We start from the raw sequence: 23908 nt of genomic DNA, 5'->3' as shown, positions 1-23908 counted from the left end.
GAGTAGTTGGGCCCTCGCGTGGCAAACCTCTAGCGTACGAGCCTGTGAACAGCAGATTGCGGGACATCGCGGCCGTGAACGCCCGGATCGTCGCCACGGGCGAATACTCGACTCCTTACGGCACGGTCCGGGTGGGGCCCGCGCTGCACGCGGCGATGTCCGGCACCGTCGGCCATCCCCCGGACGAGCCGCTCGCCCCGCACCCGGTCGGCGCCGGGCCGTCGACGCAGGTCCGGGTGACCGGCGAGGGCAGCCTCCAGGCCGCGCGGCGCCTGTCCGGGTCGGGCTCGGGCCCGATCGCGGTGCTCAACTTCGCCTCCGCGCGCAACCCGGGCGGCGGCTATCTGCGCGGCGCCCGGGCCCAGGAGGAGGACCTGTGCCGCAACAGCCTGCTGTATCCCTGCCTGTTGCGGGCCCCGGACTACTACGCCGCCCACCGAGCCGGACCCGATCTCCTCTACAGCGACCGGGTCATCTGGTCCCCCGACGTCCCGGTGCACCGCGACGAGCACGGTCGCCTCCTCGACGAGCCGTTCCCGGTGTCGTTCCTGACCTGCGCCGCCCCCAACGCCGGCGAGACCCTGCAGCGCGACCCCGCCGCGCACGGCCGCGTCCGGGAGACCCTTCGTCGCCGCGCGGGCCGCGTCCTGACGGTGGCCCACCATCACGGCGCCCGCCGACTGGTCCTGGGCGCCTGGGGATGCGGGGTGTTCCGCAACGACCCGCGCGAGGTCGCCGGCGCGTTCCACGACCACCTCGCCCCCGACGGCCCCTTCGCGGCGGCCTTCGAACACGTCGTCTTCGCCATCCACGACCCCTCCCCCGACTCGCCCAACCGGACGGCGTTCACGGAACGTTTCGGCGCCGCGGAGGCCGCCCGGCGCTGACCGGGCGGGGCCGCGTCGGTGCGCCTCACCGGTGGTGTGCGGCGCCCACGTGGTGCAGGTGGACGAGGATGTCGTAGGTCGGGCACAGGTGGGTGTTCGTGTACTCGTCGCACGGCCACGCGACGCCGACACCGCGTGTGGGGTGGGCGTCCGCCAACCAGTCGCGGGCGAGCCCGGGGGCGACCGTGCGGGTGTCGAGATACCAGTCGCGTCGACACACCTGTCCGAGGACGAACTCGGCGGCGCCCGGCCCGGTGGGTCCGAGGTCGAAGCGGCGCCGGGGCCGCCCCGGGGCGGTGGCGTCGATCGCGTCGAACGAGCCCTGGCCGAAGGTGAATCCGACGTTGGCGTACCGACCGCCGAGCCGTTCGCGCAACGCTCGCCCCACATTCGGCGGATCGTCCCCCGCCGCGCTTCCCGCGGCGACCTCGGTGTTGTGCGCGGAGACGAACACCCCGGCGCCGATCCGGCGTTGCCACCGGATCACCCCGTCGGCCGCGGCCGCGGCCGCGGCCCGGTCGGCGCCCGAGAGTTCGCTCCCGATCCCGAGCACCCGTACCGCGCCCGGCGCACCGCGCACGTTCCACAGCCGCATCCAGCGGAACACGTCGAGCGTCTCCAGGGTGTTCCATGGGCTGTCGTCGGCGCGGAACTCCTCGTCCATGATCGTTTTGAGGTGGCCGGTGCCGTGCCGCACCCACGCGTCCAGCCGCGCCCCGGCGCGCGGATGGATCCCGAGCACGAGGCCGCGGAAGCCGTGGTGGTCGACGAGATGTCGGAACAACCGATGCTTGACGGTCCCGAACTCGCCCGAGCCGTGGGTGGCGGCTCCCGCGCCGACCACCTCCACGCCCCGGAGCATCGTCCCGAACGCCGCCAGATCCGTGTCGGGCCCGCCCGGAACGGTGCTGCGCAGTGGAAAGGCGTGGGCCGCCAGCGCCAGGGCGGGATCACCACGCGACGGAGTGGATACCGGGGACGTCGCGGCCACGACCGCCGGGCCGGAGGCAAGGGACAAACGCTGTGATTTCATGCACCCGACGCTAGGCAACCCACCGCGCCACCCGCGTCGTCCGCGAGACCCAGGACCCGAGTACCCCTCGGGTGCCGCCCGACCAGTACCCCGGATCGCCCGGCGGCCGGCTCGGCGCGGGCCTCCCGGTCAGTCCTGCGCGGCCGCGTAAACGGCCGTGACGGCGTCGGCGATCGGGCCGGTCGGGTCGCGCTCGGGGTCGCGGCGGGCCAGGCCGTCGTACGTCTCGAAGCCGGTGAGTTGCCAGACGACGTCGATCGCCTCGGGTCCGGCCGCCACCCCCCGGGCCGCCAGGAGCGAGCCGAGCGCGGTGCGGCGCATGTCGTCGCGCTCGCGCAGCAGTCGGTCGAGGTCGGCGTCCAGCACCGCCATGCCGCGCAGCCTGCGGATCACCACCGGGTCGGCGGCCCAGAAACGACAGAAGGTCTCGGTGAAGCGGCGCAGCGCCGCGTCCACGTCGGGCGCGGCGAACGCCTCGGACAGGTCGACGCCCGCGCGCGTGGCCAGCCCGTCGAAGAGGGCCTCGAGCAGGCCGGCCTTGGTGCCGAAGGCGTTGTAGACGGTCTGGCGGGACACGTCCGCCGCCTTGGCGATGGCGTCGAGGGTGAGCTGGGTGGGCTTGGTGGCCGCGAGCAGCGAGCGGGCGGCGGTCAGGATGCGCAGTCGGGTGTCCTCGGCTGCGGCCTGGCGTTTGTCGGACTTGTACACGCGCGGACTCACGCGGCTTGCCCCTTTCCCAATTTTGGATTTACTGTCTGTCCATTGAATTCTACGCGACCTCGCGGATCGCGGATACCCCGGCCTGCCCGGGCGTCCCGATACGCCGGATTCGCACCCTCCACACTCTGCGCCACCTGCATTCGGGAGTGCACCATGTCCACCCTTCAGCAGCCCCTCACCGACCGCGTCGCGATCGTGACCGGTGCGAGTCGCGGCATCGGCGCCGCCACTGCCCGAGCCCTGCACAAGGCCGGCGCGCGGGTCGTGCTCGCCGCCCGTGACGCGGACGCGCTGACCGCCCTGGCCGACGAACTGGACGCGGCCCACGGCCGGGCGCTCGCCGTGCCGACCGACGTCACCGACCCCGACGCCGTCGAGCGACTGGTCGCCACCACCGTCGACCGCTTCGGCCGGCTGGACGCCGCGGTCAACAACGCCGCCGGCGGCGGCCACCCGCCCACCCCGCTCGCCGACGTCGACGTGGCCGCCTTCGACAGCGCCTTCGCCGTCAACCTGCGCGGCGTCTTCCTCGCCCTGAAATACGAGATCCCCGCCATGCTCGCGAGCGGCAACGGCGGCACCATCGTCAACATGTCCTCCACCGCCGGTCTCCAGGCGGTCGGCGGTCTGGCCGGGTATGTGTCCAGCAAGTTCGGCCTGATCGGGCTCACCCGCACCGCCGCGCTCGACTACGCCGACGCCGGCATCCGGATCAACGCGCTCGCGCCGGGCCCGATCCACACCGAGCAGTTGGAGGCCGCCGGGGAGCAGGCCCGGCAGGCCGCCGCCCAGGCCATGCCGATGCGCCGGATCGGTCTGCCCGACGAAGTCGCCGCGGCCGTGGTGTGGTTGTGCTCCGACGAGTCCTCGTTCATCACCGGCGCCACCCTGCCGATCGACGGCGGCAAGCTCGCGGGCGCACCGCCCTTCCGTCGCCCCGCCGGCCGGCCGCAGACGAACCCGACCGCGCCGTGAACCTGCTCGTCGTGGGCGCCGCCGGCGGTACGGGCATGCGGCTCGTCGCGCAGGCCCTGGTCGCCGGCCACCACGTAACCGCCCTCGCCCGCGATCCGCGACGCGTCACCACCCGACACGAACACCTGCACGTGATCGCCGGGGACGCCCTGGACCCGGACACGATCGACGCGGTGGTCCCGGGCCACACCGCCGTACTCAGCGCGCTCGGCGCCACCACCCGCGCGCCCACCACGATCTACTCGCGGGGCACGGCCAATCTGCGCCGCTCGATGACCGCCGCGGGTGTCCGGCGTCTGGTCTGCCTGTCCTCCGGCGCACTCGACTCGGGCGCCGGGGTGCCGGCGGCCCAGCGCCTGGTGACCAGACTCATCGTCAAACCCCTGCACCGGCATGCCTATGCCGACATGCACCGCATGGAGCAGGATCTGGCCGAAGCCGACCCCCGCGCCGACGCGCTCGACTGGACCGTGATCCGTGTCCCGATGCTCACCAACGGACCGCGCACGGGCACCTATCGATACAGCCCCGACGAGAGTCGGCCACTGGATCGGCCGACCCGGCTCTCCCGCGCCGACCTGGCCGATTTCATCCTCGGGCACGTCGACGACCGCGAGACCTTCGCGACCCGGGTCGCCATCTCGTACTGACCCGCGCCGACGACCCCCGAAAAAGCCGCCGAGGGGCGGTCCGGTGCCCGCCACCGGCACGGCGACCGCACGCGACCGCCCCTCGGCTTTCCCCATGCCGCCGTCCCGCCCCGGCCGACGTGCGACCACCGGCGCCCGGCACCCGTCGACCGGCACTTTCTCCCAGATCGCTTTCGACCGCATCCACGAGGTAGACATGGCCACAACCCGGGCGGCGATACCGCCCCCCGCTTCACCAGGTCCGTCCGCCACGCCCGGATGGACGCGTTACGCCCGCGTCGTCGCGGGCCGCCGCTCCAAGTGGGCGGTCCTGGCGATCTGGGTCCTGCTGATAGCCGTCGGCGGATCGCTCGCCGCGAAGATCGGCTCGGTCCAGGACAACGACCCGCAGACCTGGCTGCCGGCCGACGCCCAGTCGACCAAGGCCATGGACATCGGCGAGAAGCACTTCGCCGACAAGAACGTCGCCACGGCGGTGGTCGTCTACGCCCGCGAGAGCGGCCTGTCCGCCACCGACCTGGCCAAGGTCGACCGCGACCGGGCGGCCCTCGCGGCCGAGGGCACCGCCGCGCCCGTGCCGGCGCCCGTGGTCGCCGAGGACCGTCGGGCCGCGTTCCTGAGCGTCGCGCTGCGCACGTCCAAGAACGACAACGCCGTGCTCGGCGACGGCGTCGACAAGCTGCGCGACCTGGCCCGGGCCGACGCGCCGGCCGGGCTCGACGTACGAATCACCGGACGTGCCGGCAACATCGCCGACTTCATCGACGTCTACTCCGGCCTGGATCTGGCCCTGCTCGGTGCCACTCTCGGCCTGGTCGCGCTGCTCCTGCTGATCACCTACCGCAGTCCGATCCTGTGGCTGATCCCGCTGCTTTCGGTCGCCTTGGGCGCCCAGGTCGCCAACGGGGTGGTGTATCTGCTCGCCCGGCACGCCGGGTTGCTGGTCAACGGGCAGAGCGCGTACGTCCTCACCGTGCTGGTCCTCGGCGTCGGCACCGACTACGCACTGCTCCTGGTGGCTCGGTATCGCGAGGAGTTGCGCCGGCACGAGGACCGGCACGAGGCGATGGTGCAGGCGTTGACCAGGTGCCTGCCGGCAATCGTCGCGTCCGCGCTGACCGTGATCGTGGCCACCTTGTGCCTGGTGTTCGGCAGCATGAACTCCACCCGGGGACTCGGCCCGGTCGTGGCCGTCGGCGTCGCGGTGGTTTCGCTGGCGATGACCTCGCTGCTGCCGGCCCTGCTCGTGATCCTCGGCCGGTGGGCGTTCTGGCCGTTCGTGCCCCGGTATACCCCGGACGCGCCGGCCGAGCCGGTCGCCGCCGAGCGGGCACGCGGACTGTGGCCGGCGGTGGCCCGGTTGGTGGGACGTGCCCCCCGCGCGCTCTGGATCGGCACCGCCGTGGCCCTGGCCGCCCTCGCACTGGGCGCGACCGCCACGTCCACAGGCCAGACCCAGGCGGAGCAGTTCACCAAGAAGGTCGATTCGGTCACCGGCCAGCAACTCCTGGCGCGGCACTTCGCCGCCGGGTCCGCCGCGCCGGCCGACGTGTACGTGCCCTCGGCCGTCGGCGGCGACGCGGCGGCGATCATCCGCGGCGTCCCGGGGGTCGCCGCCGCGAGCGTCGACCGGACCGCCGGTGGGTGGGCGCACATCGGTACGGTCCTCGCCGACGCCCCCGACACCGGCGCGGCTCGACGCACCGTCGACCACATTCGGGTCACCCTCGATCGCGCCCCCGGGAAGGTGTCCGAGGCCGTCGTCGGCGGGCAGAGCGCGGTCGCCCTCGACACCTCGAACGCGCAGGGCAAGGAGGAGAAATTGCTCATCCCGCTGGTCCTGGCGATCGTGCTGATCATGCTCGTGGTGCTGCTGCGCGCACTGGTCGCGCCGATCGTGTTGCTGCTGTCCGTGGTGCTCTCGTACGCCGCCGCCGTCGGTGCCGCCGTGCTGGTCTTCCGCGCGCTCGGTCATCCCCGGATCGATCGTGGTCTGCTGCTGTTCGGCTTCCTGTTCCTGGTCGCGCTGGGCATCGACTACACCGTCTTCCTGATGACCCGGGCCCGGGAGGAGGTCCGGCTGCGCGGCCATCGCGAGGGCATGCTGACCGCGCTCACCGTCACCGGCGGCGTGATCACCTCCGCGGGACTCGTGCTCGCCGCGACCTTCGCCGCGCTCACCGTCATCCCCACGGTCACCTCGCTGCAGCAGGGCTTGCTCGTGGCCATCGGCGTGCTCCTGGACACGTTGCTGGTCCGCAGCCTGCTCGTCCCAGCCCTCGCCCTCGACATCGGGCCGCGCATCTGGCGCCCGGGACACCCCGAGCGACCGTCACCCCGGCCCACCCTCTGAGCCGGTCGAGGGGCCGTCCGTCCACCGGCCGGCCCCTCGGCCGGACGTCAACCCTTGCCGCGGAAGCGGCGGTGCAGCGCGCGGATCTCCTCGGCCAACGCCGGAATCGGGCCCTCCACCACGAGCCCGGGTACGACCTCCCCGATCGGCAGGGCGCGTACGGGAGAGGCCGAAACACCCAGTTCGGCCAGCCAATCGCCGGTCTGCGCGGCCGAACTGACGTAGACGATGCGGCCGAGGCCCACCCAGCCGTGCGCCGCCGCGCACATCGGGCAGTGCTCGCCGGAGGTGAAGACGGTGGCCGCCGCCCGCTCCGGGGGTGTCAGGTGCGCGGCGGCCCATCGGGCCAGTTCGATCTCGGGGTGGCGGGTCGGGTCCCCGGTGCTGCGCTCGCGGTTGCGGTCCTCGGCGAGGACGGTGCCGTCCGCGGCGACCAGGACCGAGCCGAACGGCTCGTCGCCGGCCGCCACGGCCTCGGCGGCCAGTTCCACGCATCGGCGCAGGTGGATGAGTTCTTCGTCCGACACGGTCATCGCGTCTCCGTCATTTCGCTTCGGTGGAATCGGCGGGCGGGGTGCGCTCGCCGGCAGGGGTGCGCCCGCCGGGCGGAGTGCGATCGCCGTTGGGGGTACGCAGTCGCTCGGCAACCCGGGCCAGCATGCGCCACGCGGCGCCGGGATGTCGGGTCTCGTTCGGATCGCCGTCGAACGGATCGAGCACGACGGTCTCGGCGCCCAGGCCGCGCAGGCCGTCCAGATCGTCGAGAACCTGCTCGATCGTGCCCTCGCCCGCGAGTCGTGTGGCGTCGGGCAGCGGCTCGTCGGTGACATGCAGCGCGATCCGGGGCACCAGCGCCGGCGTCGCCCGGCCCTCCCCCTCGGCGATGTCGCGCATCCGGTCGACCGCCGCGTGCATCCACGGCATGGTGCGGCGCAGCGGATGCCAGGCGTCGCCGAGGCGCACCGCGCGGCGGATGCCCGCGTCGCTGTTGCCGCCGACCCAGATGGGGATACCGCCCGCGCGGTAGTCGTCCTCGCCGCCCGCCCACGCGGCGCGAATCGCCGCGAGGTGCTCGTCGGTGGTCCGGCCCCGGCGCTCGAACGCCAGCCCGAGGGCGGCGAATTCCTGCCGCGCCCAGCCGACGCCCACGCCGAGCACCAGGCGCTCGTCGCTCAATCGGTGCAGGTTGGCGGCCATCCGGGCGACGAGCAGGGGGTGTCGGTAGGGGACGATGAGCACCGTGGTGCCCAGCCGGACCCGCCGGGTGACGCCGGCCAGCCAGGCGAGCGTGGTGAAGGGTTCGTAGAAGGGGGCGGGGTACTGCTCCGCGACGTCGGGCGTGATCGCGATGTGGTCGGAGACCATCAGCAGGTCGAATCCCAGCCCCTCCACGGTCTGTGCCCAGTCGCGCAGCATGCCCGGATCCGTGCCGGGGCCGAAATTGGGGACGTTGACACCGAGTTGCATGGATCGAGGCTATCCGGCGGCAACCCGAGGGCCGAAGACATAATTCATGCCCTTCCGGCCGGATCGCCGTGGATCCGCCGGTAGTCTGGCCGAATGACCGAGGATCTCGACGCCACCGACTGGGCCATCCTGGGCGAGCTGCAACGCGACGGGCGTATCCCGCTGACCGAACTGGGGCGCCGGGTCAGTCTGAGCGCGTCCGCGACCACGGAGCGGGTCAGGCGTCTGGAGGCGGTCGGCGTGATCACCGGCTACCGGGCGGAGGTCGACCTCGCCCGGACGGGCTTCGCCGTACTGGCCGTGGTGCGCCTGAAGTACCCCGGGAGTCGGCACGGCCCGCTGCACCGCCTGCTGGAGGAGCGGCGGGAGATCCTGGAGTGTCTGCGCACCACGGGCGAGGACTGCTACACGCTCAAGGTGGCAGCCACGTCGATGCCGCACCTGGAGGCGATCATCGACCGCCTCGCGCAGTTCGGCAGCACCACCACGAACATCGTCTACAGCCAGACGCTGACCTATCGCGGCCCCGCCCGCCCCACCCCGCCCGACGACGACCGGGACGGGGAGCGCGCGGCGGATTGAGACCCCGCGGGGCCTGCTACTCGACGACGAGTTCGACCGGGATGTTGCCCCGGGTGGCGTTCGAGTAGGGGCAGACCTGGTGGGTGGCCTCCAGCAGGGCGCGGCCCTGCTCGGCGGACAGGTGCTCCGGCAGTTCCACGCGCAGCGTCACGCCCAGCCCGAAGCCGCCGTCGCCGTTCGGGTTCAAATCGACCTCGGCCGTGACCGAGGCGTCGGCCGCGTCCACGCCCTGGCGCTTGGCCACCAGTTGCATCGCGCTGCCGAAACAGGCCGCGTAGCCGGCCGCGAACAACTGCTCGGGGTTGGTGCCGATCCCGTCGCCGCCGAGTTCGCGCTGTATGCCCAGCTTGACGTCGAGTTGCCCGTCGGAGCTGACCGCCCGGGCGTCGCGTCCGGCCGAGGTCGCGATCGCGGTGTACAGGCTCATGGTGGTCTCGCCTTCTCCAAGTGATGGCAGACAGATCCGAATAGTGGCAGACAGATCTGTCTGTTCGGTCGACGGATCCGACGGTAGACAGACCTGTCTGGTAAAGTCAAGGCATGCCCACGACGACCCCCGATCGACCCCGCGAGAGCCCGGCCCGCCGCCGCGTGCTCGACACCGCGAGCGCGCTCTTCTACGCGGAGGGCGTGCATGCCGTGGGCGTGGACCGGATCATCGCCGAGGCGGCCGTCGCGAAGGCGACCTTCTACCACCACTTCCCGGCCAAGGACACGCTCGTCCACGCCTATCTGACGGAGCAGTTCGAGGCGCAGCGCCGGGCCGTCGACGACTTCCTCACCGACTCCGCCGACCTGCCGCCGCGCGAGGTCCTGGTGCGGCTCTTCGACCTGATCGTCGAGATCGGCCGCCAACCCGGCTTCCGGGGGTGCGCGTTCATCAACGCCGCCGCCGAATTCCCGGATCTCGCGCATCCGGTCCGCGGCGCGATCCAGGACCACCGGACCTGGTTCCGGACGATGCTGACCGACCTGCTGACCGCGGCCGGCGACGCCCACCCCCGGACCACCGCCGACATCCTCATGCTGCTGCGCGACGGCCTGGCCGTCGGCTGCTACCTGGACGACGCCGACGCCATGCGCCGGATCACCCGCGACGCGCTCGACCGGGTCCTGGACACACCCGACGACCCGACGCGATAGCCGCCCCGCCGGCTACTACCGCCCGACCGGCGCCTCCTCCTCGGGCAGCGGCGCTCCGGTTCCGGTGCGCACGGATGTGGCGTGCTCCGGGTCCGCGATCCGTGCCGCGCCGGCCGGGCCGGCGGTGACCACCAGGGTCAACGTTGCGCCCACATCACTCGCGATCGCGCGCCGGGTGTGTCGGGCCCGCTCCCGGGTGAACACACCTACGCTGCCTGTGGGTGGCGTGACCGCGCGGCGCAAGATCGGTGATTCCGGAGGCGGATGTGGTGCGTGACGGTGGGAGATTCGACGTCGTCGTGGTCGGCGGCGGCCACAACGGCCTGGTCGCCGCCGCCTACCTGGCGCGGGCGGGGCGCTCGGTCGTGGTGCTGGAACGGCTCGACGAGGTCGGCGGCGCGGCGGTGTCGGCCCGGCCGTTCCCCGGGGTCGACGTGCGGTTGTCGCGCTACTCGTACCTGGTCGGCCTGCTGCCCCGAAAGATCGTCGAGGACCTGCGGCTGCCCCTGGTGACGCGGCGTCGGCGGATCGGGTCGTACACCCCGCGCGGCGCCGACGGCCTGCTCGTCGACACCGAGGACCGGGCGGGCACCCGGGCCGAACTGACCCGGTTCGCCGGCGCACCCGACGCCGACGCGTGGGAGCGGTTCGGCGCGGCCACCGGCAGGCTGGCCCGGCGGGTGTTCCCCACCCTCACCGAACCGCTGCGCTCCGAAACCGAGTTCCGCCGCCTCGTGGACGACGAGCGGATCTGGGGCGCGGTGTTCGCACAACCCCTGTCGGGTCTGATCGAGGCGGAGTTCGCCGACGACACGGTGCGGGGTGTGGTCGCCACCGACGCGCTGATCGGCACGTTCGCGTCGATGCACGACCCCGCGCTGCGGCAGAACCGATGTTTCCTCTACCACGTGATCGGCGGCGGTACGGGCGACTGGGACGTCCCGGTGGGCGGCATGGGCGCGGTCACCGCGAGCCTGGCCGACGCGGCCCGGACGGCGGGCGCACACCTGCGCACGGGCGCGACGGTGACCGCCGTGAATCCCGACGGCGAGGTGTACTACACGATCGGCGACACGGAGTATCGCGTGGCGGGCGCACACGTGTTGGCCGCCGTCGCGCCACAAACGCTGGGCCGACTGTTGGGCGAGCCGGCCGCCGGCCCCGCGCCGGAGGGGTCGCAGCTCAAGGTCAACATGGTGCTGGCCCGGCTGCCGCGCCTGCGTGATCCGCGCGCGGACCCGCGCCGGGCGTTCGCGGGCACCTTCCACGTCAACGAGGGTTATGCCCACATCGCCGACGCGTACGAGCAGGCCGCGGCCGGGCGAATGCCGACGCTGCCGCCCGGCGAGATGTACTGCCACACCCTCACCGACCCCTCGATCCTCGGTCCGGGGCCCCGGGCCGCCGGGGTGCATACGCTGACGCTGTTCGGCCTGCACATGCCCGCGCGCCTGTTCACCGACGACCACGACGGCGCTCGGACGAAGGCGCTGCGCGCGATGCTCGACTCCGTCGACGACGTGCTCGCCGAGCCGATCGAGGACTGCCTGCTGCGCGACGCGAACGGCGACCCGTGCCTGGAGGTGCACACGCCGCTCGACCTGGCGGACGAACTCGGGCTGCCCGCCGGGCACATCTTCCACCGCGACCTGTCCTGGCCGTACACCCCGGACGGTACGCCGCCCGGGACGTGGGGTGTCGAGACGGCCCACGAGCGCATCCTGCTGTGCGGGGCCGGCGCCCGCCGCGGCGGCGGGGTGAGCGGTGTCCCCGGCCACAACGCGGCGATGGCGGTACTGCGCGGGCCGGTCCGCATCGCGGGCGAGGGTCAGCGGGGCGACGCGTCCAGGTAGGTGAGCACGGCGAGGACTCGACGGTGTCCGGCGTCGCCGGCGGCAAGGCCGAGCTTGGCGAAGATGTTGCCGATGTGCTTGTGCACCGCGTTGTCCGTCACCCGCATGCGGGCGGCCATGGTCGTGTTGTCGAGGCCCTGGGCCATCAGACCGAGGACTTCGCGCTCGCGGGTGGTCAGTACGGTCAGCGGATCGTCCCGGCGGCGCACGACCTGCGCGATCACCTCGGCGTCCAGCGCCAGGCCGCCGGCCGCGACCTTGCGCAGCGCCTCGACGAACTCCCCGACCCGGCCGACCCGGTCCTTCAGCAGGTAGCCGACGCCGTGATGGCCGGTGGACAGCAGTTCGGTCGCGTACGTCTGCTCGATGTACTGCGACAACACCAGGATGGGGAAGTCCGGTCGGCGACGGCGCACTTCGATCGCCGCCTGCAGGCCCTCGTCGCGGTACGACGGCGGCAGGCGTACGTCGACAACGGCCGCCCGCGGTTCCTCCTCCGCCACCGCCGCGAGCAGGTCGTCGGCCGTGTCGACGACGCGGGCGACCTCGAATCCGTGTCGGGCGAGGATGAGTTGCAACCCCTCCGCGAGCAGCACGTTGTCCTCGGCGATCACCAACCGCACGGCAACCCCACCATGATCGAGGTGGGACCGCCCGCCGGGCTGTCCACCGTCACCTCGCCGTCGAGCGCCATCGCCCGTCGACGTATTCCGGCGAGGCCGGTGCCCCGCACCTCGTCGGCGCCGCCCGTGCCGTCGTCGGTGACCCGGATCCGCAGGCGGTCGGCCTCGCGGTCGAGCGTCACGGTGGCGACGGAGGCCCCGCTGTGCTTGGTCGCGTTGGTCAGCGCCTCGACGACGGTGAAGTAGGCGACCGTCTCGACGGCGGCGGGTATGTCGCCCAGTTCGCCCACATCGAGCCGGGCGGGCACCCCCGACCGTGCAACGACCGCGGTCAACGCCCCGGACAGACCCCGGTCGGCGAGGATCGGCGGGTAGATCGTGCGGATCACGTCGCGCAGTTCGGCCAACGCGGCCTCGGCGCTCGTATGCGCCCGTTCGATCAGCGCCTCGGCCGTGTCCGGATCCTCGCGCACGGCCTGCCGGGCCAGGGCGAGGTGGATCGTCATCGCGACGAGCCTACCCTGCGTACCGTCGTGCAGGTCCCGCTCGATCCGGCGCAGTTCGGCGCCGTGCGCGTCGAGTACGTCGGCCCGGGTCCGGGTCAGCGCGGCCACGCGCAACTCCAGCCGCTCCGCCCGCGACGACGCGAGCAGCCGGGCCTGGGCGCGGGCGAGCGGCGGCAGCCCGAAGCACGCCACGGCGCCGAGGCCGACGACCTGGCCGACGCCGAGGACCAGCGCGTCGTCCCAGCCGTCGATGGGTACATCCACCCACAGTCGTGGCCGGTCGGCGGGGGGAAACGCCCACCAGGCGGTCAGCCCGATCACCCCGACGATCGTGTTGCCGACCACGAGCAGCGCGAGCAGGCCCGCCGGCACGCCGGTCACCGCGTTGAGCACCAGCCACCGGCGCGTGGTCGGCGCCGAACCGCTCGGTACGCCCAGGCCCTGTCCGGCGGATCTTGGTGGATCGGGCCGCGTCGTCCGGTGCCGTGCATCGGCGTGCCGGAGAAGCAGCCGCATAGTGGTTCCATTCGGCTGTTTCTCCGGTGCGGCGAGGTGCGGCACCGGGTGGCGCGGACCCGCCAAGGTCCGCCGGACAGGGCCTAGCCGGCGTCGCGCGGCGGATCGCCGACGGTCCGCCCAGTCGCCCACCGCACCCGGGTGCGCGAGGAAGAGCAGCCCACCGAGCGCGGCGAACATGTTGCCGAGCAGGTAGGCGCAGGCACGCACCGCGTTCGCCGCATACATGACGGTCAGTATGCGAACAGGGGTCCACCCCCGCACTACAGCCGGCTGTACCGAAACACCTGCAGCCGGTGGTATCGGCGGCCGGGCCGGCGCCGGCTAGCTTTCCGGCCATGGGAAAACACCTGCGTACCCTTCCGCCGACCCTGGCCCTGGCCCTGGGCGCCACGACGGCCGGCGTGCTGATCGCGCCGCCCGCCGTGGGCGCGGCGGCCCCGCCCTGTTCGCCGATCGCCGGCGAGCGAGCCGACGCCGGCGTACCCCACGGCGTGCCCGACCATCGCCGGTTGCGGCGTGACGCCGAGGCGGTGTCGGCCCTGGGCATCCCGGCCGTCCAGGCCAGGGCGACGGCCGGCCGCATCACCTGTTCCGCGCGCGTCGGCGTCGCCGATGTGCGCACCGGCCGGGAGATCCCGGCCGACGGCGCGTTCCGGATCGCCAGCACGTCCAAGGCCCTCACCGCGACCGTGGTGCTCCAACTCGTCGGCGAGGGCCGCCTGGGGCTCGACGACCGGATCGAACGATGGTTGCCGGGGCTGGTGGCCGGTCGCGCCATCACGATCCGCCAGGTGCTCCAGCACACCTCCGGCCTGCCCGACGCCATCCCGTCGTGGAACACCGAGGCGGAGTACCTGAAGCTGCGGTATCAGCGGTACTCCACCCGGCAGTTGGTGGAGGACGCGGTCGCCATGCCGAAACTCTTCGAACCGGGCGAGGGTTGGGCCTACTCCAACACCGGCTACCTGATCGCCGAGCTGATCATCGAACGGGTCACCGGGCAACCGTGGGACGCCGAGTTCGAGCGGCGCATCTTCCGCCCGCTGGGCATGGACCACACCTACTGGCCCGGATCATCGCCCGACATCCGCCTGCCGCACGCGCTGCAATACCAGCGCTTCGACGGCGAACTCGTGGACGTCACCTCCCAGATCCCCGCCTACCCGGCGGCCGGCATCGTCTCCACCACACGCGATCTCGACGTCTTCTTCCGGGCACTGCTCGGCGGACGCCTGCTCCGCCCCGCCGAACTGGCCGCGATGAAGAGCACCCGTCCCGTCGACGCCGCACTGCAGAAGTTCTGGCCGCGCGGCGAATACGGTCTCGGACTGGTCTCCCGCCCGCTGACCGACACCGGCGACGAGCGCTATTGGGGACACGACGGCGGCGACTCGGGCTCCATCGTGACCACCGGCTTCACCGAGGACGGCCGACGGGGTGCGGTGGTCTCGATGAACTTCGGGCTCGACGCGACCTTCGACGAGACGCTCGCCCAACAACGCGCCGCCGACCGGGTCGTACGGAACGTACTCCGCCCGCCGCGTCGGTGAGCCGGCGGTCGGCGCCGGCGCCGAAGTGTTCGGGTCCCGGCCGCGGTTCGCCGACGACGGGTGGGATCATGACACCTTCGCAACGGCACGGATCGGGGAGGGATCGGATGGGCGCCGGCACCCCGGCGACGGCGGAGCTGTTGTTGCGGTGCGCCGATCCGGAGCTGGCATCACGGGTCCGGGCCCGGCTCGGTGTGGCCGGACCGGGCGCCGATCCCGTCCCGGAACTCGGCCGCGGGACACCGAACAAGCCCATCGACCGAAGCTCTTGGCGGTATGTCGCCGACGCCCGCGAAAAGCGTCTGCTCTCCGCCGCGACGCCCGACTGGGACGAGGTGATCGAGGCCCATCGCCGCGAACCCATCCGGGAGTTCGCCCGCACGATCCTCCTCGCGGATCGCGGCTGTCCACCGCGGGTCGCCCTCGAACTGGTCGTCGCGCGACCCGAGCCGTTTCGGTCGCAGTGGGCCACCGGACCGCTCGAAGCCGCGTTGGTGAGCGGGGTTCTGACTCCGCGTCGGATCGTGTTGTCGGCGACGCCCGGCTGGTGGGCGATCCGCACCCTGGAGTTCTTCGTGCGCCCCCGGCACTACCGGCGGCTCGCGGCGATCGACCGAGTACTCGACGAGGCGGCCGAGTTGTTGCCGGGCGACGACCTCGCGGCGTGGGGGTGGTTGATCGCACACGCCCCCGATCATCGGGGGACGTTCCCGCAGTTGTGCGCCGACGCCGCGCGGCTGTCCGGTTCGGCCGGGACCGGGGTCCGCACCGGCTCGGGCTCCGGCGCGGCCGTGATGGGTCGCGAGTTCGACGCCGTCGTGCCCGGTCCGGCGGTCGGTGAGTGGAAGCGGTGGGGCGCGTTCTCGCCGGCCGGGATGCTGGGTCGGGTGGATCCCACGATCGCGGCCCGTGTGGTGGCCGCGCTGCCCGTCGAGGTCGTGCGCGGCTTCGCCCGCGCCGGGACGGCGTTGGCCGGACGCGTCGTACTGCCCGCGCTGAAGCGGGTGCCCGAGCACACCTGGGACCTGGTCCACGACGTCGTGCCCACCGCCTCGACCGTCGAGCGGCTGCTCGCGCTACACGACCCGAACGTCAACGCGGCGTTGTTGTCGGCGCATCCGGGACCGGACGCCGCCTACGCGATCCACCGGGCCACCCGTCGCGACGCGCGGCCACGCGTACGGCTGCCCCTCGAACGCCGCGCCTGGCTGAGTTCCCGGCTGTCGAACGACTGCGCCGAGGCGGTCCACGGTCACCATCCGTATCTGATCCGGGCCGCCTTCGAGCACTACGGGGCCCGTGGCCTCGGCCGCCCGGCCACGCTGCGCGCCCTCCTCGGCCTGTGGGAAACCCGGGGCCGCGTGGCGCTGTTCGACCGACGGGTCAGGCTGCGGCTCGGCGGCGAGTACGAAACGGCGCGGACCTTCCTGGACACGACGCGCGCGTTCGACGGTCTGCGCCGGCTGCGGCGCGCGGTGGCCGACTCCGGGCGACCGGCGGCACTGCTCGCGGCGATGCGCCGCAATCCCGAGATCGCGACCCGGCATGTCCCGGACACGTTCTGGCCGGAGGCGATCGCCGCCCACCGGCGGGGCGAGTTGCCCCGCGCCGTCCTGGCCAACCTCGCCGCCCAGCCCCGTTGCCCGGACGAACTCGCCCTGGCCGCCTGCCACTCGGACCCGGAGGCGGCGGCGCGCGTGGGGCAGCGCTCACCCGCCCACGCCCGCGCCGCACTCGGCCACCCGCTGCGCGAGCCGTTGCGGGAGCGGCCCAGCGAGTGGATCGACGAGGCGGACAACTGGTACGTCGACGCGGTTGCCGACGGCACGCTCACCATGCGTGAGTTCGTCGAGACGGCGCAGCCGCCGCTGCGCATGCTCGGCGCCCTCGACGCCTTCGCGGCCCTGCTCCCCGAAGAACTCGACGAGGCCCGTCGGCTGATCGCCGCACACGTGGCGAACACCCTCGGCGACAGTGTCGACGCGTGGGTGATCGCCGGCCGCATCGCCCCCGATTTCCCGGGCGCGCTCCCGGAGTTGCTGACCACGGCGACCGCGGCGGCGACGTGAGGCGCAAGCGGCCGTGCCCGGTCAGGCGTTCTTGACCGCCACCCCGCCGTACATCGCGATGTCCGCGTCGCGGATCTCCGGCGCGTCCGGATCCGGACGCCAGTGGTGCACCAGCGTCACCCCCGGGTCCAGCAACTCGTAGCCGTCGAAGAAGGCGAGCGTCTCCTTCCGGTCCCGGATCTGAAGCGGGATGCCGCGCGCGTTGTACTCGCGCCCGACCCCGCCCACGCCCACCGGGTCGGTGTCGCCGGTGAACACGGTCAGCACCAGGAAGCTGCCCGGGGCGAGTTCGTCCATCAGGCGCCGCACCAGGCCCTGGGGGTCGTCCTCGTCGAGCACGAAGTGCACGATCGCGACCAGGGACAGCGCCACCGGCTTCGACAGGTCCAGCACCTCGCGCAACTGCGGGGCGTCGATGATCGAGTCGATGTCGCGCAGGTCGGCGTCCACGTAGCAGGTGCGGCCCTCGGGGGTGCTCGACATCAGCGCCCGCGCGTGGGTCAGCACGATCGGGTCGTTGTCGACGTAGGCGACCCGCGTCTCGGGGGCGATTCCCTGCGCGATCTCGTGCACGTTCGGCGAGGTCGGGATCCCGGTGCCGATGTCCAGGAACTGCCGTATCCCGTACTGCTCGGTGAGGTGTCGCACCGCCCGCTGCATGAAGGTGCGGGTGGTGCGCATCGAGATCGGCAGGGCCGGCCACGCCTGCACCGACGCCTGCGCGGCCACCCGGTCCGGTTCGAAGTTGGTCTTCCCACCGATGAGGTAGTCGTAGACCCGGGCCGAATGCGGGACGTCCAGCCGCAGATCGACCGCCGGCCAGGGCTCCTCGCGCGGATCCCGCGACATCCACTCCGCTTCCGACATCCCTCGCCTCTTCCCTCGGTTCACCGGGCAACCAACTGCCTTATCGGCACGCTGTGTTCTGCATGGTAACCGGCTGCACGCGCACGTACGTCGGCCCCCACGACCGGACTTGCGTCGTGGGGGCCGACATCGTGCGGGTGGAGCGGGTGGAGCGGTTACTTCCGTGCGGGGGCGATCCAGACGACGGCGCCCGTGTCATGCGGCAGCGGGGTGATCGGGAACACGGTCACGCCGTATGCCTTCTCCAACCCGGGGTTGCCGTTGCCGGTCACCGAATCGTGGAACGGCTTGCCGTAGTTCGCGAAGTCCGGCGAGCCGTCCGGCTTGGTCACCTTGGTCGAGTACGGCGCCCGCGCCGGAACCACGGTGGAACCGTCGCGGTCCTTGCCCTCGAATCCGTTCGGGCCCGCCTGGACGCCCGGCGCGTAGCCGAACACGTCGGAGAAGAACCGCACCGGCTCCGTCTTGGCGAAGTTCGCGCAGTGGTCGCCGGCCCGGAGGCAGGCCTGGAATCCCGCGGTGTCCTTGAAGCCGAACGCCGCGTTCGCCGACTGCACCCGGGCCTCCACGTTGGCCGCCTCGTTCGACGGCAGGTGCGGGAAGCGGTACGGCTCGGGATTCGCGTCGACGAGCAACAACTCGCCCTTGGCGCCGTACGACGGGCTCCGATCGAGATAGTTGAGGATGCCGTTGTTCGGGTACTCGTTGTCCCGGAGCCACACCAACATGCCCGGCGCGTTGTAGGCGAGCTTGGAGCGCTTGCCGTTCTCGCCGAACGTGTAGGTGTACTTCAGGCCCTGGTCGAAGCCGGAGAGGTTGCGCCACTCGAGCAGGTAGTACTGCTCCTTGTTGAACGTACCGTCGGAGCGGATCCAGCCGGCGCCCCGGGTACCGGCGCCGACCGAACCCGCCACGGGCGTCCATCCGTTGTCGCCCTGCTCGACGTCGTCCGACCACACGGTGGTGCCACCGTTGGTGAGCGAGAAGTCGTCGGCGAGCCAACCCTTCTCCTGCGTCGCGGCGTCCGTGTCGACGCCCAGGCGCAGTTTGATGTTCTGCCCGGCGTACGCGGTCAGGTCCACGTGGTCGTGGCGCCAGCCGTTGCTGTCGCCGGTGAGCCCGGTGCTCTTGCCGAACCGGCGCAGGTTGCCGTTCGGGTCGGGGTAGTTCGGCGGGGTGGACACGAGCGTGCCCGCCTCGTCGCGGACCTCCAACTGCTTCCACGTGGTGCCACCGTCGGTGGAGACCTCGACGAAGCCGAAGTCCCAGTCCACCTCCAGCGAATAGTCGCTCCACCACTGGAACTTCAGGTCGGTCCCGGCCGGGACGGCGAGGTCGCGGACGAGTTTGACGTCCGCCCACTCCTGGTCGTTGTTCGAATACCACGCCTTGGTGCCGCTGTGCGGCGTGGAGAATCTGAACACCTTGTCGGGCAGGTTGACCCGGACCGCCTGTTGGGTGCCCTTGGGTGTCTTGGCCGCCTGGCCGAGCGTGGCGATGGTGGGTTTGTCACCCACCTTCAGGACCTGCGGTGTCAGCCAGCCCAGCGTGTACTTGGACCACGCGCTCATGTTGGCCGGCATCGACTGGAACAGCGGGCCCGAGTGGGAGCCGCTCGCCATCAGGTCCCAGAAGTTGACCGAGGATTCGCCGCCGCTGAAGTTGTCGTACAGGTCCGGCAGACCGAGGTCGTGGCCGTACTCGTGGGCGAACACGCCCACGCCGGAGTCCTCCGGCTGCACGATGTAGTTCGCGACCTTGACGGTGTTTCCGGGCACGGTGTAGCCGCCCGCCACGGCGCTGGAGTGCGCCCAGATGGCGTACGTGCCCTCGGCGCCGCCGCCGGAGGACTTGTCCTTGCCCGAGTGCACCAGGACCAGGTGGTCGACCACGCCGTCGGGCTCCTGCGTGTTGCCGTCGTCGTCGGCGTCGCCGGTGTCCTCCTTGTCGTAGTCGGCCCACGGGAAGTTCGGCTGGCTGCGGGCGAGTTCGTTGACCGCGTCGATCGCGAGCGTGGCCGCGCCACCCGGGTTGTTCGGGTGTCCGCTCATGTCCTGCTGACGCTTGCCGCAGGCACCCGCGCCGTACCACGCCTCGGAGTGCGGGACCTTGATCCACGGGGTGGCGGTGCCGGAGACGGTGTACTTACCGCTCGACATCTCCTCGTACATGTTCTTCATCGTGTAGCCGGAGACGTCGATGCCCGGCTTGCCGTCGGGACCGATCAGGTCCTTGCGCATACGCTCGGTGATGCCCTGCTTGGTGTAGAGCATCTTGTTGAAGTGCTCGGGGCTGAAGTCCTTGACCCACGGCGTGTTGTTGTCGTTCCCGGCCAGTGCCGGGTCCGGGATCGTGTTGTGCAGCGGGCCGTTCTTGATCGTGCCCGGCGGTTCCACGACGCAGGAGGGATCCAGGACGCTCGCGCGGCGGTTGAACCCGGAGAAGTCGTCGTTGGCGTTCTCGTTGAACTCGACGAGAATGGTCAGCAGTTTGGCGTTCTGTTGTTTACCCGGCGCCAAACCGCTCTTCTCGGCCTTCAGTTGCTCCGGACTCTTGCCTGTGCGCTGGGCCTCGGCCTCCAGCAGGCGCAGTTGCCCCGCCGCGCGCGGGTTGCCCTCACGGTCCTTGGCGCCGCGCCCCTCCTTGGCCTTGCGAGCCTTGTCGGCGGCGGTCACTTCGCCGTCGACGCCGGTGCCCTGGGGGAACTCGGCTTCGACGGTGTTGAGATAGGTGTCCTCGGGTCCGGGGTTCCACACCGCCCTGGTGTTGTCCACACGCACGGGCGCGGCTACGGACGCGGCGCCGGTCACCGTGGAAAGGCCCGCGGCCACGAGTACGGAAGCCGACAGTAAAGTCACCGGGCCACGGAAACGCCGGAGGCCTCGCGGCGGCGTACCGCCGCGCCCGGGTATCGCTCGACTCAAGATGGTCTCCCCTTCCGCCCGGAAGGTGGTCCCGGACGCGAAGCGACGCCGATCAGGGTGCTGTGGTGCCTTACGCGCCCACGACGTCGAGCTGATTCGGCAGAGCCCGACCCCCACCTCCCGCCGGCCGTCGGGTCACGACGGAGACGGGATTTCGCGTCGGGCATCCGGACCCTAGATGCGCCTGTGACACCAGAGACAGGGGAGGCAAAGATTTCTTTATGGACTCTTTACCCGAGACCCACGACAGCCCCGGGAAAAGCCCCGCGAATCCGGGAAAATCGCGCGCACCGATGAGTTCGCGGACCCGGGGCAGTCCTTTGCAATGGGCCGCAAAGGTCCGCGCGATCCCGCCCGGTCCCGGCCGGGTCCGCGCACCACCGACACCCGGAGGACGCCCGATGTCGCAACACGAACCGCGCACCCGACTGGACTCGCGCTACAGCCACCCCGACGCCGAGGCCGTGCCGTGGTCGGTGGCGGTCACCCGCCTGGCGACCGCCCCGGTGTTCTGGCTGAGCACGGTGCGGCCGGACGGACGACCGCACGTGACACCGCTGCTGGCGGTCTGGCTGGAAAACGCGCTGCACTTTTGCACCGGCGCCGACGAACGTAAGGCGCACAATCTCCACACCAATGCGAACTGCGTGCTGACCACCGGCGACAACGCCCTGGACCGGGGCCTCGACCTGGTCGTCGAGGGCCGCGCGGTGCCCCTGGCGGACGACCCGTCCCTGCGCCGCATCGCCGACGCGTACGCGGGCAAGTACGGCCCCGACTGGCGGTTCGAGGTCCGCGACGGCGCCTTCCACGGCAGCCGGGGCAATGTGGCCCGGGTCCTGCGAGTGGCGCCGACCACCGTCTTCGGCTTCGGCAAGGGCACGTACAGCCAGACCCGGTGGCGCTTCGACGCCGCCTGAGGTCGCGCCCGGACGGCCCCGGTCAGGCGAACGGACCCTCGGCGACGAAGCGGCGCAACGATCGGGCGAACTCCCCTGCCGCGCCCGGCGGCCAGGCGTCCAGGTTCGCGGTGATGTGATCGGCCAGTCGGCGGCGCAGTTCGACCACCGCGCGCTCCCCCGCGTCGGTGAGCACGAGCAGCGCCGCCCGTCGGTCGGTGGGGTGCGGTTCGCGCCGTACCAGTCCGGCCTCCTCCAGGCGGGTGGCGCGGCGGGTGACGCCGGAGCGGTCGAGTCCGACGTCGGGCGCCAGGTCGGCCGCGCTGCGCGGTCCCGTCCGGGCCAGCGCGCTCAGGACCGGGTAGGTCACCTCGTCCACCCCCTCGCCCATGCCCTCGGTCAACGACCGGTGCAGCCGCTCCCGCGTCGTCCGCCGCAACAGCAGGCCCAGCGCGTCGGCGATCTCGTATCCCACCTCGTTGTCCACACCACCAAGGATAGCGTGCGCGGCGCACGCATATGGTGCTACGGTATGCGAAGGAAATGCGTGCGTCGCGCACGCATCTCTTTCGTTTCCTTCCGCTCACCCGAAAGGCGGGCTCCCATGGCCCCCACCGGTATCGCCTCAGCCCTCACCGACCTGCTCTTCGACCACGACCTCCCGCTCGCCGAGGCCGCCGACCGGCACTTCGCTCCGGACTACCGCCAGCGCACCGACGGGGAGTGGGCCGACCGTGCCGAATTCCTCGCGCACATCGCCCACTTGCGTACGATCGTGGCCGCCGGTTCCGTCGAGGTCCACGACGAACTGCGCGACGGGTCTCGCTACGCCGACCGGCACACGGTCGACATCACCAAGCACGACGGCTCGACCGTACGCACCGAGGTCTACGTCTTCGCCGACCTGGCCCCCGACGGTCGTTTCCACCGCATCGAGGAGGTCACCCTCATGCTCCGAGGCGACGAGGCCGACCGGAATCTCGGCAGCGCCCGCTGAATCCGGCCGGCCCGACCCGGGTGCTGCCCGGCCTCAGCCGGTGGGCACCGGCTGCGGCGCGGGCGGCCCGGTGTACCGGGCGATCGGCCGGATGATCTTCGTGTCCTCGGCCTGCTCCAGGATGTTCGCGCACCACCCGATCACCCGACTCACCGTGAAGGTCGGCGTGAACATGTTCCGGGGAATGCCGCACAGTTCCATCACCACACCCGCGTAGAACTCCACGTTGACGTGCAGTTCCCGCCCCGGCTTCAGCTCGGCCAGGATCTCGGTCACCCGTCGGTGCACCGTGCCGGCGAACTCCACCAGCGCGACGCCCCGCGCGTCGGTGTGCGGGGCGAGTTCGCGGGCCAGCTCGGCCAGCATCACCGCCCGCGGATCCTCGGTGCGGTAGACCGGGTGACCGAATCCCATGATCCGCTCGCCCTCGGCGATCCTGGGCCGCACCCACGCGTCGACCGCGTCGGGCGAGCCGATCGCGTCCAGCGATTCCAGGGCTCGATCCGGCGCGCCGCCGTGCAGCGGACCGGAGAACGCGCCGATCGCCCCGACCACCGCGGACGCCAGGTCGGCCCCCGTGGAGGCGATCACCCGCGCGGTGAACGTGGAGGCGTTGAAGCCGTGGTCGACGGTGGCGATCAGATATCGCTCGATCGCCGCCACCCGCTCGGGTTCGGGCTCCTCGCCGGTCACCAGGTACAGCCAGTTGGCCGCCGTGGAAAGATCCGCCCGGGGCTGCAACGGCTCGGATCCGGCCCGGATCCGGTACAGCGCCGCCAGGATCGTCGGGGTCACCGCCCCCACCAGGAGCGCATCCGCCCGGCGCCGCTCCGGCGACGACTCCCACAGCGGCGGCAGCGTACGCGCGGCGCCGATCAGCGACAGCGCGGTGCGCAGTCCGGCGAGCGGATCGAAGCGCTCGCCCGCCGTGGCGATGGCGTGCAACACCGGGCGCAGCTCCTCGGGCAACACCCGCAGTCGGGCCAACTCGGCTGCGAACGCCGTCCGTTCGTCGGCCGCGGGCAGTCGGCCGTGCACGAACAGGAACCACACGTCCTCGAACGTCCGGGTGCCCGCCAGCTCGATCGCCGAGTATTGCCGGTAGTGGTAGAAGCCCTTCGCGCCCTGCACATCGCCCAGCTCGGTGGTGGTGACCACCACCCCCTTCAGCCCCCTGGGTACTTCGATCCCGCCGTCGACGACGACCGACATGACACGCCTCCCGCTCTGCGCACAGTTCCGCTTCGGCCACCTCGAATGTCGTCCCGACGATCAACTATCGTCAATGTTG

General features: G+C 71.9%; 23 protein-coding genes. 11 read left to right on the top strand and 12 right to left on the bottom strand.

Going from position 1 to position 23908, the window contains the following annotated elements; translation table 11 throughout:
- Positions 1–44: 44 nt before the first annotated feature.
- Positions 45–887 (top strand): TIGR02452 family protein, encoded by an 843-nt coding sequence (locus ACWGR4_RS28615; protein WP_452132950.1) that lies wholly within the window; start codon positions 45–47, stop codon positions 885–887.
- 25 nt (positions 888–912) lie between these two features.
- Here the strand turns inward: ACWGR4_RS28615 and ACWGR4_RS28610 are convergent, their stop codons facing one another.
- On the bottom strand, positions 913–1920 hold the full coding sequence (locus ACWGR4_RS28610; RefSeq protein WP_452132951.1) for an erythromycin esterase family protein: 1008 nt from the start codon (positions 1918–1920) through the stop codon (positions 913–915).
- A 129-nt stretch (positions 1921–2049) separates the two neighbouring features.
- A complete protein-coding gene (locus ACWGR4_RS28605; protein ID WP_452132952.1) occupies positions 2050–2640 on the bottom strand; it encodes a TetR/AcrR family transcriptional regulator in 591 nt (196 codons plus the stop codon).
- Between the two features lie 153 nt (positions 2641–2793).
- Here ACWGR4_RS28605 and ACWGR4_RS28600 point away from each other — a divergent pair, with 153 nt between their 5' ends.
- The 3 genes from ACWGR4_RS28600 (at position 2794) to ACWGR4_RS28590 (ending at position 6618) form a co-directional block, all read left to right on the top strand.
- Complete coding sequence (locus ACWGR4_RS28600) at positions 2794–3615, top strand: SDR family NAD(P)-dependent oxidoreductase (RefSeq protein ID WP_380012393.1); 822 nt, start codon at positions 2794–2796, stop codon at positions 3613–3615.
- Entirely contained in the window at positions 3612–4265 is a 654-nt protein-coding gene (locus ACWGR4_RS28595) for an NAD(P)-dependent oxidoreductase (RefSeq protein ID WP_452132953.1), read from the top strand. Before ACWGR4_RS28600 ends, ACWGR4_RS28595 begins: the two co-directional genes overlap by 4 nt.
- Before the next feature lie 196 nt (positions 4266–4461).
- Entirely contained in the window at positions 4462–6618 is a 2157-nt protein-coding gene (locus ACWGR4_RS28590) for an MMPL family transporter (RefSeq protein ID WP_380012387.1), read from the top strand.
- 47 nt (positions 6619–6665) lie between these two features.
- Here ACWGR4_RS28590 and ACWGR4_RS28585 read toward each other — a convergent pair whose 3' ends face one another.
- Both ACWGR4_RS28585 and ACWGR4_RS28580 read right to left on the bottom strand, forming a co-directional pair.
- Entirely contained in the window at positions 6666–7151 is a 486-nt protein-coding gene (locus ACWGR4_RS28585) for a nucleoside deaminase (protein WP_380012383.1), read from the bottom strand.
- Positions 7152–7161: 10 nt separating this feature from the next.
- Positions 7162–8085: an LLM class flavin-dependent oxidoreductase gene (locus tag ACWGR4_RS28580; protein WP_380012380.1), complete on the bottom strand. Its 924-nt coding sequence runs from the start codon at positions 8083–8085 to the stop codon at positions 7162–7164.
- 93 nt (positions 8086–8178) lie between these two features.
- Here ACWGR4_RS28580 and ACWGR4_RS28575 point away from each other — a divergent pair, with 93 nt between their 5' ends.
- The gene (locus ACWGR4_RS28575; protein WP_380012378.1) at positions 8179–8667 is read left to right on the top strand and encodes an Lrp/AsnC family transcriptional regulator; all 489 of its coding nucleotides are present in this window, start codon (positions 8179–8181) and stop codon (positions 8665–8667) included.
- A gap of 16 nt (positions 8668–8683) precedes the next feature.
- On the opposite strand, the gene ACWGR4_RS28570 is transcribed toward ACWGR4_RS28575, so the two are convergent.
- Positions 8684–9094, bottom strand: coding sequence for an organic hydroperoxide resistance protein (locus ACWGR4_RS28570; RefSeq protein WP_380012375.1), 411 nt, complete (start codon positions 9092–9094; stop codon positions 8684–8686).
- Between the two features lie 113 nt (positions 9095–9207).
- Between ACWGR4_RS28570 and ACWGR4_RS28565 the strand changes: the two genes are divergently transcribed.
- Positions 9208–9810 (top strand): TetR/AcrR family transcriptional regulator, encoded by a 603-nt coding sequence (locus ACWGR4_RS28565; RefSeq protein WP_452132954.1) that lies wholly within the window; start codon positions 9208–9210, stop codon positions 9808–9810.
- Between the two features lie 15 nt (positions 9811–9825).
- Here the strand turns inward: ACWGR4_RS28565 and ACWGR4_RS28560 are convergent, their stop codons facing one another.
- On the bottom strand, positions 9826–10014 hold the full coding sequence (locus ACWGR4_RS28560) for a hypothetical protein (protein WP_452132955.1): 189 nt from the start codon (positions 10012–10014) through the stop codon (positions 9826–9828).
- Between the two features lie 65 nt (positions 10015–10079).
- On the opposite strand from ACWGR4_RS28560, the gene ACWGR4_RS28555 reads away from it, so the two are divergent.
- The gene (locus ACWGR4_RS28555) at positions 10080–11663 is read left to right on the top strand and encodes a phytoene desaturase family protein (protein WP_452132956.1); all 1584 of its coding nucleotides are present in this window, start codon (positions 10080–10082) and stop codon (positions 11661–11663) included.
- Here ACWGR4_RS28555 and ACWGR4_RS28550 read toward each other — a convergent pair.
- On the bottom strand, positions 11639–12286 hold the full coding sequence (locus ACWGR4_RS28550; protein WP_380012363.1) for a response regulator: 648 nt from the start codon (positions 12284–12286) through the stop codon (positions 11639–11641). The two genes, ACWGR4_RS28555 and ACWGR4_RS28550, sit on opposite strands and share 25 nt — an antisense overlap.
- Positions 12274–13536: a sensor histidine kinase gene (locus ACWGR4_RS28545; protein WP_452134260.1), complete on the bottom strand. Its 1263-nt coding sequence runs from the start codon at positions 13534–13536 to the stop codon at positions 12274–12276. Before ACWGR4_RS28545 ends, ACWGR4_RS28550 begins: the two co-directional genes overlap by 13 nt.
- A gap of 110 nt (positions 13537–13646) precedes the next feature.
- Here ACWGR4_RS28545 and ACWGR4_RS28540 point away from each other — a divergent pair, with 110 nt between their 5' ends.
- Positions 13647–14861, top strand: a complete 1215-nt coding sequence (locus tag ACWGR4_RS28540; RefSeq protein ID WP_452133638.1) for a serine hydrolase domain-containing protein — start codon at positions 13647–13649, stop codon at positions 14859–14861.
- Between the two features lie 107 nt (positions 14862–14968).
- Positions 14969–16930 (top strand): hypothetical protein, encoded by a 1962-nt coding sequence (locus ACWGR4_RS28535; RefSeq protein WP_452133639.1) that lies wholly within the window; start codon positions 14969–14971, stop codon positions 16928–16930.
- Between the two features lie 21 nt (positions 16931–16951).
- Here ACWGR4_RS28535 and ACWGR4_RS28530 read toward each other — a convergent pair whose 3' ends face one another.
- Together ACWGR4_RS28530 and ACWGR4_RS28525 are read right to left on the bottom strand one after the other, a co-directional pair.
- Positions 16952–17797 (bottom strand): SAM-dependent methyltransferase, encoded by an 846-nt coding sequence (locus tag ACWGR4_RS28530; protein WP_452133640.1) that lies wholly within the window; start codon positions 17795–17797, stop codon positions 16952–16954.
- A 155-nt stretch (positions 17798–17952) separates the two neighbouring features.
- Entirely contained in the window at positions 17953–20655 is a 2703-nt protein-coding gene (locus tag ACWGR4_RS28525; RefSeq protein WP_452133641.1) for an immune inhibitor A domain-containing protein, read from the bottom strand.
- Positions 20656–21122: 467 nt separating this feature from the next.
- On the opposite strand from ACWGR4_RS28525, the gene ACWGR4_RS28520 reads away from it, so the two are divergent.
- A complete protein-coding gene (locus ACWGR4_RS28520) occupies positions 21123–21641 on the top strand; it encodes a pyridoxamine 5'-phosphate oxidase family protein (RefSeq protein ID WP_380012345.1) in 519 nt (172 codons plus the stop codon).
- 22 nt (positions 21642–21663) lie between these two features.
- Here ACWGR4_RS28520 and ACWGR4_RS28515 read toward each other — a convergent pair whose 3' ends face one another.
- Positions 21664–22107, bottom strand: a complete 444-nt coding sequence (locus ACWGR4_RS28515; protein WP_452133642.1) for a MarR family winged helix-turn-helix transcriptional regulator — start codon at positions 22105–22107, stop codon at positions 21664–21666.
- A 117-nt stretch (positions 22108–22224) separates the two neighbouring features.
- Here ACWGR4_RS28515 and ACWGR4_RS28510 point away from each other — a divergent pair, with 117 nt between their 5' ends.
- A complete protein-coding gene (locus ACWGR4_RS28510) occupies positions 22225–22617 on the top strand; it encodes a nuclear transport factor 2 family protein (RefSeq protein ID WP_452133643.1) in 393 nt (130 codons plus the stop codon).
- 33 nt (positions 22618–22650) lie between these two features.
- Here the strand turns inward: ACWGR4_RS28510 and ACWGR4_RS28505 are convergent, their stop codons facing one another.
- Entirely contained in the window at positions 22651–23829 is a 1179-nt protein-coding gene (locus ACWGR4_RS28505) for a citrate/2-methylcitrate synthase (protein WP_452133644.1), read from the bottom strand.
- Between the last annotated feature and the right edge of the window lie 79 nt (positions 23830–23908).

It is taken from the genome of Embleya sp. NPDC055664 (assembly GCF_053618075.1).
The sequence above is the reverse complement of the archived record's forward strand: the minus strand, read 5'-3'. Positions and strand labels throughout refer to the sequence as shown.